This window comes from Nocardia carnea (assembly GCF_029869215.1).
Taxonomy (GTDB): Bacteria; Actinomycetota; Actinomycetes; order Mycobacteriales; family Mycobacteriaceae; genus Nocardia; species Nocardia carnea_B.
Window position 1 is genome coordinate 1 of record NZ_JARWPM010000048.1, and the last position, 12,674, is coordinate 12,674.

Annotated in this window: 10 protein-coding genes; 3 read left to right on the plus strand and 7 right to left on the minus strand. The window is 69.5% G+C overall.

Features of this window, described 5'->3' with window-relative positions; translation table 11 throughout:
* The first annotated feature begins 63 nt into the window (after window positions 1-63).
* On the plus strand, window positions 64-4,251 hold the full coding sequence (locus tag QH276_RS02030) for a bifunctional nitrate reductase/sulfite reductase flavoprotein subunit alpha (protein WP_280406575.1): 4,188 nt from the start codon (window positions 64-66) through the stop codon (window positions 4,249-4,251).
* On the opposite strand, the gene QH276_RS02035 is transcribed toward QH276_RS02030, so the two are convergent.
* A complete protein-coding gene (locus QH276_RS02035) occupies window positions 4,245-5,297 on the minus strand; it encodes an aldo/keto reductase (RefSeq protein WP_280396697.1) in 1,053 nt (350 codons plus the stop codon). The genes QH276_RS02030 and QH276_RS02035 overlap by 7 nt on opposite strands.
* An 81-nt stretch (window positions 5,298-5,378) precedes the next feature.
* Between QH276_RS02035 and QH276_RS02040 the strand changes: the two genes are divergently transcribed.
* Window positions 5,379-5,999 (plus strand): TetR/AcrR family transcriptional regulator, encoded by a 621-nt coding sequence (locus QH276_RS02040; protein WP_280396768.1) that lies wholly within the window; start codon window positions 5,379-5,381, stop codon window positions 5,997-5,999.
* A 27-nt stretch (window positions 6,000-6,026) separates the two neighbouring features.
* On the opposite strand, the gene QH276_RS02045 is transcribed toward QH276_RS02040, so the two are convergent.
* The 5 genes from QH276_RS02045 to QH276_RS02065 all read right to left on the minus strand — a co-directional run bounded on the left by QH276_RS02045 (window position 6,027) and on the right by QH276_RS02065 (window position 10,813).
* Complete coding sequence (locus QH276_RS02045) at window positions 6,027-6,707, minus strand: GAP family protein (protein ID WP_280396769.1); 681 nt, start codon at window positions 6,705-6,707, stop codon at window positions 6,027-6,029.
* A gap of 126 nt (window positions 6,708-6,833) precedes the next feature.
* On the minus strand, window positions 6,834-7,442 hold the full coding sequence (locus tag QH276_RS02050; RefSeq protein ID WP_280396770.1) for a TIGR03086 family metal-binding protein: 609 nt from the start codon (window positions 7,440-7,442) through the stop codon (window positions 6,834-6,836).
* 145 nt (window positions 7,443-7,587) lie between these two features.
* Window positions 7,588-9,219, minus strand: a complete 1,632-nt coding sequence (menD, locus tag QH276_RS02055) for a 2-succinyl-5-enolpyruvyl-6-hydroxy-3-cyclohexene-1-carboxylic-acid synthase (protein WP_280396771.1) — start codon at window positions 9,217-9,219, stop codon at window positions 7,588-7,590.
* Between the two features lie 240 nt (window positions 9,220-9,459).
* Complete coding sequence (locus QH276_RS02060; RefSeq protein WP_280396908.1) at window positions 9,460-9,906, minus strand: DUF6918 family protein; 447 nt, start codon at window positions 9,904-9,906, stop codon at window positions 9,460-9,462.
* A gap of 124 nt (window positions 9,907-10,030) precedes the next feature.
* On the minus strand, window positions 10,031-10,813 hold the full coding sequence (locus QH276_RS02065; RefSeq protein WP_280396909.1) for a PaaI family thioesterase: 783 nt from the start codon (window positions 10,811-10,813) through the stop codon (window positions 10,031-10,033).
* A gap of 107 nt (window positions 10,814-10,920) precedes the next feature.
* On the opposite strand from QH276_RS02065, the gene QH276_RS02070 reads away from it, so the two are divergent.
* Window positions 10,921-11,814, plus strand: a complete 894-nt coding sequence (locus QH276_RS02070) for a 1,4-dihydroxy-2-naphthoyl-CoA synthase (RefSeq protein ID WP_280396910.1) — start codon at window positions 10,921-10,923, stop codon at window positions 11,812-11,814.
* 19 nt (window positions 11,815-11,833) lie between these two features.
* On the opposite strand, the gene QH276_RS02075 is transcribed toward QH276_RS02070, so the two are convergent.
* Window positions 11,834-12,430, minus strand: coding sequence for a hypothetical protein (locus QH276_RS02075; protein WP_280396911.1), 597 nt, complete (start codon window positions 12,428-12,430; stop codon window positions 11,834-11,836).
* Window positions 12,431-12,674: the final 244 nt, after the last annotated feature.

Here is a 12,674-nt window from a genome sequence, read left to right on the forward strand (position 1 = left end):
GGGGGGGGGGGGGTCTGGGTGCCCCCCCCGGGTCCGGGCGCCCGGGGGGGGCGTGTTAGCGCCTTGGGGGGGGGCAAAAAACTGCCTCCGGCCACCGCGGCGCGACTGTGCACGAAGGGCGCCACCCATCTCGAACTGACGCGGGCGCCGGGCCGGATGACCACCGCCTACCGCCGGCCCGGACGCGGGGCCGAACCGCAGCCGGTGGGAGTGGACGAGGCCGTGGCCGAAGCCGCGGCGCGGCTGCGCGCGATCCTGGACGAACACGGGCCGGACGCGATCGCGCTCTACGTCTCCGGGCAGATGTCGCTGGAGGCGCAGTACCTGGCGACGAAACTCGCCAAGGGCTATCTGCGGACCGTGCATATGGAGGCCAACTCCCGGCTGTGCATGGCGAGCGCCGGAACCGGTTACAAACAGTCGCTGGGTGCCGACGGCCCGCCGGGTTCCTACGACGATTTCGACCATGCCGACCTGTTCTTCGTGATCGGCGCGAATATGGCCGATTGCCATCCGATTCTCTTCCTGCGGATGGCCGACCGGCTCAAGGCCGGCGCGAAACTGATCGTGGTGGATCCGCGCCGCACCGATACCGCCGCCCGTGCGGACCTGTTCCTGCAGATCGCCCCCGGTACCGACCTCGCCCTGCTCAACGGACTGCTGTATCTGCTGGTGGAGGCCGGCGATATCGACGAGGAGTTCATCGCCGAGCACACCGAGGGCTGGGCGGCCATGCCGGAATTCCTGGCCGATTACACCCCGGACCGGGTTGCGGCCCTGACCGGGCTGGCCGAGGAGGATATCCGCACGGCGGCCCGGTGGATCGGCGCGGCGGGTGAATGGATGAGCCTGTGGACGATGGGCCTCAATCAGTCCACGCACGGCACCTGGAATACCAACGCCCTGTGCAATCTGCATCTGGCCACCGGCGCGATCTGCCGCCCGGGCAGCGGACCGTTCTCGCTGACCGGCCAGCCTAACGCCATGGGCGGCCGGGAAATGGGCTACATGGGGCCCGGGCTGCCCGGCCAGCGCAGTGTGCTCTCCCCCGCCGACCGGACCTTCGTCGAGACCGCCTGGGAACTCCCACCGGGGACTCTGCGCGCCGAGGCCGGTCCCGGCACCGTGGAAATGTTCCGCGGCCTGGCGGCCGGCACGATAAAAGCGGCGTGGATCATCTGCACCAATCCGGTGGCGACGGTGGCGAACCGGAAAACGGTGATCGCGGGGCTGGAGGCCGCCGAACTGGTGATCACCCAGGACGCCTACACCGACACCGCCACCAATACCTATGCCGACCTGCTGCTCCCCGCGACCTTGTGGGCGGAAACCGATGCCGCGATGGTCAATTCCGAGCGCACGGTCACGCTGCAGCAGCGCTCGATCGACCCGGCGGGTGAGGCCCGGCCGGACTGGCAACTCATCGCCGGAATCGCGACCGCGATGGGTTTCCCCGGCTTCGACTACACCTCCAGCGCCGAGGTATTCGAGGAGATCCGCCGGTTCGCCAACCCGGACACCGGTTACGACCTGCGCGGGATGAGCTACGACCGGTTGCGCGAGGGACCCATGCAGTGGCCGTGCCCGGACCCCGCTCGGCGCCGCAACCCGATTCGCTACGTCAACGACGGAGTGAGCCAGACCGCGTTCGTCGACGAGCATGGGCACCGGCCGCGCCTGGCCTTCCCGACGCCGAGCCGGCGCGCGGTGTTCTGGCCGCGCCCGCATATGCCGCCGGCCGAGCTGCCGGACGACGACTACCCGTTCCTGCTCAACACCGGCCGTCTCCAGCATCAGTGGCATTCGATGACCAAAACGGGCCGGATCGACAAACTCAACAAACTGAATCGCGACCCGTTCGCCGAGATCCACCCCGCCGACGCCCGCGAATTGGGGCTGGCCGCGGGCGATCAGGTGGAGATCACCTCGCGACGGGGTCGCGCCGTGCTGCCCGTGCGGGTCAGCGACCGGGTGCGTCCCGGCGGTTGTTTCGCGCCGTTCCATTGGAACGACGAACAGGGCGAATACCTGACCATCAACGCCGTCACCAATGACGCGGTGGACGCCGCTTCACTGCAGCCGGAGTTCAAGGCGTGCGCGGTCGCGCTGCGCCGGGTGGCGCCGGTGGTGCGGGCAGAGTCGCCCGAAATGCCCGGTAGCCGAGCGGCATCCGCTGGGAAACATCCACTGGCGGCGATCCTCGGGCTCGACGGCGCGGCCTCGCCCACACTCAGCGAGACCGAACGGATCTACCTCGGCGGCTATCTGGCGGCGTTACAGTCGCTGCCGGTGTCGGGGCAGCCGGTGCTCCCGGAGACCGCGCCGCTGTCCCGGCAGAGCCGGCTGTGGGTGGACGGACTGCTGGCCGGAATGTATTCGCGCGTCGAGTCAGCGAATCCACCGGCATCGGCAGACACCGCGGCGGCGACGGCGAGTCCGGTGGTGACGGTGCTGTGGGCCTCGCAGACCGGCAACGCCGAGGAGTTCGCGGCCACCGCGGCGCAGCGGCTGACCGAATCCGGCTTCCAGCCGCGCCTGATCGATATGGACTCCTGCGATCTCGCCACGCTGTCCGGCGATGTCCTGGTGATCAGCAGTACCTTCGGCGACGGCGGCCCGCCCGACAACGGCGCCGATTTCTGGACCCGGCTCGCGGCGAGCGCGCAGCGGTTCACCGGTATGCGGTTCGCGGTGTTCGCGATGGGCGACTCCTCCTACGACGACTTCTGCGGTCACGGCCGCCGGCTGGACACGACATTCGCCGAACGCGGTGCCATCAGGCTGCTGCCGCGAGTCGACAGCGAACCCGATTTCGCCGAACCCGGCACGGACTGGCTGGACCGGGTGATCGCGGCGCTCACCGGCGGCGGTGCGGATCCGCACACCGACAGCAGTCCAGGCCCGGATGCCGGCAGCGGGTTCGGCGACCACCCCGGTGGCGTCGGCAACAGGTTCGGGGGGCGCCCCGATGGCGCCGGCGATGGATCCGGAATACGCACCGGTGGCAGAGCCGGTACGGCGGGTCGAGCCGAGCGGGCCGGACTTCCGGCCGGCCGGACCACGGCGACCGGTGTCCTGGAACGCCCAGCGCCGACGCCCACCCGCCGTCCGGCGCCGGCCCCGTTCACCCGGAACCTGCCGGTCCCGGCGCCCCTGATCCGCAACGAGATGCTGACGGCAGCCGATGCGGCGAAGGAGGTCCGGCGGATTGCCTTCGACCTCAGCGATTCGGACGCCCGCTACGAGGTGGGTGATTCGCTCGGGATATGGCCGGCCAACTGCCCGGCACTGGTCGCCGAATTCCTCGAGGCCACCGGCTTGGACGCCGGACGGACGGTCTCCGCGGGCGATACCGAGATGCCGTTGGAGCAGGCGTTGCGCACGCGGTACGACATCGCCAAGATCTCCCGGGACCTCCTGGAATTCGTGGCCGACCGGAATCCGAGCAACCGGCTGGCCAAGCTGCTGCGCCGCGACAACCGCAACGAGCTGGCCGGTTACCTGTGGGATCGCCAGGTGGTGGACGTGCTGCGCGATTTCCCGGTCCGGGCCGACCTGGTGGAATGGCTCGATGTCCTGAAAAAGTTGCAGCCGCGCCAGTATTCGATTTCGTCGAGCCCGCTGGTGGACCCGCGGCAGGTGGAACTGACCGTCGGGATCGTCCGGTACGGCGATCCGCGGGCCGCCGGTTCGGCCGCCCGGCGCGGGGGCGTGTGCTCCACCTTCCTGGCCGATCGCGCCGCCGGCGCGCAGGTGCCGGTCTTCCTGCAGCGCGCCCCGCATTTCCGGCCGCCGCTGGACCCGAGCGTGCCGATGATCATGGTGGGTCCGGGTACCGGGATCGCGCCGTTCCGCGGTTTCCTGCACGAGCGCCGCGCGCTGGGCGCCACCGGGAAGAACTGGCTGTTCTTCGGCGATCAGCACGCGGCGCAGAACTTCTACTACCGCGCCGAACTCGAGGATATGTTCCGCTCCGGCCATCTCTCGCGGCTGGACCTGGCATTCTCCCGGGATCAGCGGGAACGGATCTACGTGCAGCACAGGATGATCGAACACGGTGCGGAACTGTGGTCGTGGCTGCGCGAGGGCGCCCACTTCTATGTCTGCGGTGACGCCACCCGGATGGCCAAGGATGTGGACGATGCGCTGCTGCGTATCGCCCGCATCCACGGCAAACTCGACGAGGACGGTGCCCTGGCCTTCAAGAAGCAGTTGGTGGCCGAGAAGCGTTACGTGCGTGACGTCTACTGACCCGCGGTGACCGGTACGGCGGGCGGATTCAGCCGGGTGAAGTCGGGCAGCCGGTAGTACGGGTAGTAGGGGTAGGGCGGGGTGAGCGCACTCGCGGCATCGAGCCGGGCGATCTGGTCGGCGGTGAGCTCCCAGCCGACGGCGCCGAGATTCTGCCGCAGCTGTTCCTCGTTGCGGGCGCCGACGATCACCGTGCCGACCGTCGGACGCGACAGCAACCAGTTCAGGGCGATCTGCGGCACCGTCCGGCCCGTTTCGGCGGCGATGTCGTCGAGCGCGTCCACGACGTTGTAGAGATGTTCGTCGTCCACCGGCGGCCCCGCTTCTGCGGTGCGGTGCAGCCGGCTACCCGCGGGCAGTGGTTGACCGCGGCGGATCTTGCCGGTGAGCCGGCCCCAGCCGAGCGGACTCCAGACCACCGCGCCCACTCCCTCGGCTTGTCCCAGCGGCATCAGTTCCCACTCGTAGTCGCGCCCGGCCAGCGAGTAGTACACCTGGTGGGCGATATAGCGGGTGAGCCCGTGCCGGTCGGCGGCGGCCAGCGATTTCATCAGCTGCCAGCCGGCGAAGTTGGAGGCGCCGAGGTAGCGGATCTTGCCGGCGCGCACGAGATCGTCGAGGGCGCGGAGAACCTCCTCGACCGGGGTCCGGGCGTCGTAGGCGTGCAACTGGAACAAGTCGATGTGTTCGACGCCGAGCCGGCGCAACGCGGCCTCCACGGCACCGATCAGCCGGGCACGACCCGAGCCGGCGTCGAACGGGCCGGGTCCGGTGGGCAGGCTCGCCTTGGTGGACAGCAGCAGCCGGTCGCGCCGGCCGCGGATGGCGGCGCCGAGCACTTCCTCGGAGGCGCCGTCGGAATAGACATCGGCGGTATCGAACATCGTGACCCCCGCGTCGAGGCTGATATCGACCAGCCGGCGCGCTTGGTCGGTATCGGTATCCCCCCAGGCGCCGAACAACTCCCCGCGGCCGCCGAAGGTACCGGCACCGAAGCTCAGTGCGGGTACGACCAGTCCGGAGGATCCCAGGCGACGGTATTCCATCTCGACTCCTAAAGGGTCTAGAGTTTCGTTAATGCCTAGAACATACATCGTCTGCCACACAAATGAAACTGGAGTTCCGTTATGACTGCTGACGAGGCCGCACCCGGCTCGGCCCGGCCCGGTGGCCGGACCGCTCGCGTACGCGGGGCGGTACTGCGGGTCGCCGGCGATCTGCTCGCCGAGCACGGCTTCGCGCGACTCGATCTCACCGAGGTCGCCGCGCTCGCCGAAGTCGGCAAGACCACGGTCTATCGGCGCTGGCGCACCCCCGCCGGACTCGTCGCCGACCTCCTGGTCGATATGGCCGAACAATCGGTACCGCGCGCGGACACGGGATCGCTGCACGGCGATCTCGACGCCAACGCCCGCCTGGTGGCGAAAACCCTCACCGACCCGCGGCAGGGCCGCCTCTTCCGGGCCGTTATCGCCGCGGCGACCTGCGACGAAGCCACCTCCGAAGCGCTGCACCGCTTCTACGAGGCACGACTCACCGAATGGTCACCGTGTATCACCGACGCCGTCGAGCGCGGCGAGGTACCGACCGGCACCGACCCGCGCGCCGTACTCAGCGCCGTCTCCGGACCGCTGTACTACCGCCTGCTGGCGAGCGGCGACCCGATCGACGAACACGCTGTCCGGTTCGCGGCCGAGGCCGCGGCGAGCGCTGCCGCCGCCGGAGTTTTCGTTCGTTTCACCACCTGAGCGCCCGGCGCGCCCACGGTCTCCGGTTCACCACAGGTGGTCGTAGTCGAGGGCCACCGCGGTGATCAGGCCGAGCCCCAGCAGCACGAAGACGATACGTACCGACAGCGGACCGTATTCGGTGACACCGCGCAGAACAGCCCGGTAGACCCGCTGCGCGGCGGGCGTACGGCGGGTCGCCAGCGCGAGCACCAGCAGCGGCGGCAACAGCGCGAGCGCGCAGTAGGCGACGACGATGAGCGGCCACAGGGCAGGCCGCGGATCGCGGGCCGAAATCATGGCCAGGCCCGCCAGATACGGGATAGCGGTCGGCGCCTGCGCCAGACCGATGGCCATTCCGAATACGCCGAGCAACCAGGGTCGCCGCCGGATGGCTACCGTCCACGCCGGTGGTTCGGCCCGCGCACCGGCGGGCACTGCCGCCAGGACCAACAGCGCGAGAGCGAAAGCCAATGCGCCCCAGGTGCGGACGGTCGGGGTCAACTCGAAATCCACCAGATCGGTGAGGAAATCGATCCCCAGCACCGCCAGCAGGCCGAACGTCGTGGTGACCACGAAAACCCCGGCGATGAAACTCGCCCCTCCCGGCACCGGCGACTGCCGGGCGAGCCGGCTGTCCACCACCACCGCCGCGGTGACCCCCACCAGCAGCAGATCGAGCGAATCGATGAACGCGAACCCGGCGAGAGCAATCAGGAGAGCGATCATGACGCCGACAGCCTACGCGCCGCCGCCACCTCCCCCGCCGCGCATCCGCGCTTCGACTCGGCCGGTACCGCGAGCTCCCTGGTTTCGCGTTCGGCGCCGCGATTCGTCGCGCGACGCCGTGCCGGATCAGCCGGACGACGTGGTCCGGAGCGAGTCGGCGGAGGGAATCCAGAAGGGATCGCGGCCGGTGAGGCCGAGCACCCGGTGCACCGCCGGGGCCGCCGGGCCCATCGGGACCACGGGGCCGAAGAGGCCGGGTGTGCCTTCCGCTGGGGTGTCCTGGAGGAATTCCAGCAGCACGGCAAGATCCGAATCGCTCACCTTCAGGTCCTGTCCGGTGGCGCGCGCCAGATCCCAGGCGTGAATGACGAGTTCGTCCAAGGCGACCCGTGCGGTGACGGGCGCCGGCATCGTCACCCCGCCGGCTTCGGTATCCCCGTCCCATGCCGCAGGCGCTCGCCAGGCTCGCGCCAGCGCGCTCAGCCGGGCGGGTACGGAGGTGCGCCAGTCGCCGGGAAGCGCATCGCCGGAACCGAACTCGGGCGCGGCGGACGCACCGAGCGATTCCTTGGTGGCGGCCGCCCGGAACGCCTCCGCCAGACCGCCCACATGCTCGATCAGGGCGCGGACGGGGATATCGGCGGGCGTGGGCGCGTCGAGTTGCGTGTCGTCGATCGCGGTGACGATATCGGCCAGCGCGTCCGCCGCGGGCGACAGGTCGAATTCGGGGTGCATGCGGTCTCCTCGATCCAGGGCTGATCCAATGGAGACGAGGCGAAGACCGCGAACTCATCGCTCGGATCCCCACACGGACTACCGCGCGACCCAGCTCATCACGTGGCAGCCGGAACTGCCGAGGATCAGGAGACGATGCCGTGCGCTACGCGTCGATCTTGGCACGGACCGCGGCGTGCAGTTCGCGCAAGCCCGTGCGATCGGTGAGCACCTCGAGCACCCGGAAACCGCCGCCGGGGCCCGCGAGTTCGGCGGTCAGTCCGGCCGGGTCCACCTGCCGATGCGGGATGCGGTACGCCGCGCACAGGGCGGAGAGATCCATGCCGTGCGGGGTGCCGAAGACACGCTCGAAGACGCCTGCGTATTGGGGGTCGCCCTGCTCGAGGAGTTCGAAGATGCCGCCGCCGTCGTCGTTGGCGACCACGATGGTGAGATCGTCGGGGCGGGGCTCGCCGCGGCCGATCAGCAGGCCGGACGCATCGTGCAGGAAGGTGAGGTCGCCGATCAGGGCGATCGTGCGGCCGGGATGATGCAGTGCGGCGCCGACCGCGGAGGAGACCGTACCGTCGATCCCCGCGACTCCGCGGTTGGAGAGCACCCGCACACCCCGTTTCGGCGCCGCGACCAGCGCGGCGTCACGAACCGGGTTCGACGCGCCCAGTAGCAGCTGATCCCCCTCGCGCAGCGCGTCCATGACGACCGCGGCCACATGCAAGCCGGTGGGTTTGGGATGGCGGGCCAGTTCCTCGCGCACTACTTCGCGGGCCCGTAGATCCAGTTCCCGGCAGCGGGCCAGCCACTGCGCGGTGGGTGCACCGCTGGTCACCGCGCGGGTGCCGGTGCCGACCACATTGCCCGACACATCGGGCCAGCGCGGGCCGGTGGTCAGCGCGTACACGGTGACCTCGGGATCGGCCAGCACCCGCGACACCTGCCGGTGCAGGGTGGGCCGGCCGGTGATGATCGCCTGCCGCGGTTTCAGCAGCGATAACGCCAGTGGATGCAGGGCCGGGCCGTGGACGGGCGCGGTGGGTTCGGCGACCGTCGGCAGAGCGGCCAGCTCATCGCGTAAACCGGCGCCGTGGCCGGAGATCACGACAGTGTCCGGAGTGAGATCGATATCGAGCGGAACGTCGAGCGTGGCGTACTGGGTCGCCGTCCACGGCTGGTCCTCGCCGCGTCCGGCGGGAGTGGTTTCCTCGCTCGCGGCGTCCGGCACCAGCGGTTCGCGCAGCGGGATATCGAAATGGACCGGGCCGGCATTGCCCGACCGCGTGCCGCGCGCGGCGGCCAGTACCCGGCATACCGCGGAACGCCACACGCTGTTCTGCCGGGGGTATTCGGGGGTGGGTTCGGCTTCGGCGAGGCCGAGGCTGATGGTGGCGCGGACCTGGCTGCCGAACAGGCCGAGTTGTTCGATCGTCTGGTTCGCGCCGGTCCCGAGCATCTCGTACGGGCGGTTGGCGCTGAGCACGATCAGCGGTACCCGGGCGTAATTGGCCTCCAGCACCGCCGGGCCCAGATTGGCGACCGCGGTACCCGAGGTCATCACCACCGGTACCGGCGCGCCCGAGGCCACGGCCAGGCCGACCGCCAGGAATCCGGCCGTGCGCTCGTCGATACGCATATGCAGCCGCAGCTTCCCGGCCGCGTCGGCGGCCTGCAGCGCGAACGCCAGCGGAGCGTTGCGCGAGCCGGGGCACAGGACCACTTCCCGCACCCCGCCGCGGGCGAGTTCGTCGACGACCACCCGGGCTTGCGCTGTTGACGGATTCACGCCTCCAGACTGTCAGACCCCGGCGGACGCGTCTGCGTCACCCTGCTCACATAGTGAGCGCTGGTCGCGGGCACACCCTACTCCGGCCGCGAACCTCTTTACTGTCCCCCCGTTGGGGACCTCGTCGTCGAGGCCCCCACGTGGGGGGGGGGCCGCCGCCCCGGGGGGCGGGTTTTAGGCGGGGGTATGACCCACGGAGCCCCCCCCGGGGGGCGCGCGCCCGCCCGCCGCGGGATCCGGTTATCCGGCGTGCTTCTGCACCAGGTCGCCGACCCGGGGCAGCGCCTCGATGACGTTCTTCTTGGCCGAGGAACGCATCGAGTTGTACACCTTCTGCAGTGCGGGACGGCTCGAGGCCGCGGCACGCGCATCGGTGACGGTCAGCAAGGCCTCGGCGACCTCGTCACCCTTACCGGCGAGCAGTTCGCCGAAGCTGCCGGCGGCGCCGGCCTTGTACTCGTTCCAGTACGGCTCCAGCTGCTCGAGCAGTTTGGGCGCCAGCGATTCCAGGGCGTCGGGCACGATGGACGGGCTGATCTTCTTCACCGCCGCGTACCCACCCTTCACGGCCAGACCCGAGGCACCGCCCTTATCGGAGACCTCGGCGTCCAGGACCTGGACGGCGTCGGCGAGGAAGGCCGGGCGCGTAGCCTCGTCAAGCAGTGATTCAGACAGTGCTGCAACCAATTTAAGGATCCTCCGGATCAGTACTCGTATGGACGGGCAACGCAACTATACGCATCGCCCACACGAATGCATTCCCGCACCAATTCGTCCGCGGGGGTACCGAAGTAACTGCCGGCCGAACCGGTTACGGCTGCCAGGGCAGGAGTTGCACCATCAGGCCCTCGCAGTCGGCGAGGACGGTTCCTTCTTCGTCGAGGAGTTCGGAGCTGACGAACGTCTTACGGCCCTCGATCCGCTCGACCCGGGCGCGGGCCGTCAACGGTGTGTCCAGCGGGGTCACCTTGCGGTAGTTGACGTGCAGGAAGGCGGTCCGGCTGATCGGGCGCCCGGCGTAGTGCACGGTCATTCCGAAGAGATCGTCGAAAAGCAGCGGCAGCACACCACCGTGGGCGGCGGCGTTCCCGCCGAGATGGAACCGGCGGAACACACCCTCCATGACGATGCCGTCCGGACCGGCCGACACCGTGCGCCACGGCAGCAGCAGCAGACTGCCGCGACCCGGGAGTTCGACGGCCCGCCCGGCCGGGCTCTTACCCTCCGCCGCCCGATACGGCGCGAGCAGTTCGACCAGCTCGCCGACCTTGTCGCGCGCTTCGCGGTAGACCTCGATCGGAGCGTCGGCCGAGACCGCCAGATCCTGCAGCGTGCGCATGGCCTCGACGAATTCACCGAATTCCGGGCCGACCTCGGCGGGAGTGAGCTTCGGGAACCCGCCGTGCTGCTCGTACTCACCGGCCGGCGCATCGGCTGTCCGCTGCGCAGCTCGAGCGACCGGGCGCTGGGCCGGCCGGGCGGCCGAGCGGTGCGCCACCGCCGCGCTGCCGCGCCCCACCGCGGGGGCCGCCTGGTGCGCGATCCGATCCTCGACGACCCGGTCGTCGACTGCCGGTTGGGTCTGCTCGCTCATACCTTGCACGGTATCCCGGGGTTTTACGGCGTCCAAACGATTCGGTGCAGATGTGGTGAAGTCAACGCGCCATCGCGGCCCGTACCCGGCCTGATGTAATCACCCCCATGACGTTCAATCCGACGCTGTGGCGCGACGTGGCCGGGTTCGAGGGCCTGACCGATATCACCTACCACCGGCATATCGAACAGGGCACCGTCCGGATCGCCTTCGACCGCCCCGAAGTGCGCAATGCCTTCCGCCCGCATACGGTCGACGAACTCTATGCGGTGCTCGACCACGCCCGCACCACCTCCGATGTCGGCGCTGTCCTGCTCACCGGGAACGGCCCGAGTCCCAAGGACGGCGGGTGGGCCTTCTGCTCCGGCGGCGACCAGCGGATCCGCGGCCGCAGCGGCTACCAGTACGCCAGCGGCGATACCGCCGACACGGTCGACAAGGCCCGCGCCGGACGGCTGCACATCCTGGAGGTGCAGCGGCTCATCCGCTTCATGCCGAAAGTGGTGATCGCCCTGGTCAACGGCTGGGCGGCCGGCGGCGGCCACAGCCTGCACGTGGTCTGCGACCTCACCCTGGCCAGCCGCGAACACGCGCGTTTCAAACAGACCGACGCCGATGTCGGCAGTTTCGACGGTGGCTACGGCAGCGCCTATCTGGCCAAACTGGTCGGCCAGAAATTCGCCCGCGAGATCTTCTTCCTCGGCCGCCCCTACACCGCCGAGGAGATGCACGCCATGGGGGCGGTGAACGCCGTGGTCGACCACGCCGAACTCGAGAATGTAGCCCTGGAATGGTCCGCGGCGATCAACGGTAAATCCCCGCAGGCCCAGCGCATGCTCAAATACGCCTTCAACCTCGCCGACGACGGCCTGGTCGGCCAGCAACTCTTCGCCGGCGAAGCGACCCGCATGGCCTATATGACCGACGAAGCCGTCGAGGGCCGCGACTCCTTCCTGGAAAAGCGCGCACCCGATTGGAGCCCCTACCCCTGGTACTTCTGAACCGTCGCCGTTCGGCGGTTCAGCGATCGGTTACCTGCGCGGCGGCGGCCGGCACGGAGTCCGTCATCGCTGCCGACTTCCGCTCGCGGGTTTCCAGATACTGCCGGAAATCGCGGAGGTAATCGCCGAACTCCGCACCGGTCAGATACGCCTCGTACTGCCCGAGGCAGTCGCGAATCTCCGAGTTGTCCCCGGTGGCGAGAACGTGCCGGACGTAGCCCACGACGACCGCTTTGTCTTCGACCCAAGCGGCGAGGCTCTGCGACGTCCAGCGATTCAGGCCGTCGAAGCGGTAACAGCCGAATACTTCTTCGGAGTCGGCACTCATGATCGCCGCGAGTTCGTCGTCGTCCCGGGGCTGACGGAAGACGAATTCGCGGTAGTCGTGGTCGTAGGCCACGTTCTCGGGCGCGCTCAACCGCCCGGTCGCGCAGGTATCGCTCGAGACCGTCCAGACGACACCCGGGACCGTCAAGAAGGCCCGGGTGTCCCAGTCGTCCAACGGGTGGTCGATCTTGCCCAGCAGCCAGTCCCTTGCGCTCGGATGCCAGTTACGCAGCCGTGCGCCCAGGGCAACGGTTCTGATCTGCTGATGGTCCGGCAGGTAGAGCGTCACGATCCGATTGTCGCCGAAACGCGGCGGCTCGGGGGGCGCGGGCGCCGGGCCCCCCCCCGCGCGCGCGGGGCGCCTTGGGTACGGGTTCTTTTTTGCTGTGGGGCGGGCGGTTTGTGCGTCCTGTCCGTTTGGGCGCCGACCGGGGGGGGCTGGGGGGCCGCTGACGCCGGTCCCACGCCTGCGGTCGCGGCGCCCCTACACTTGTTCAGGGTGGATATCCTCAGCAGCCGGATCATTCTGCGCC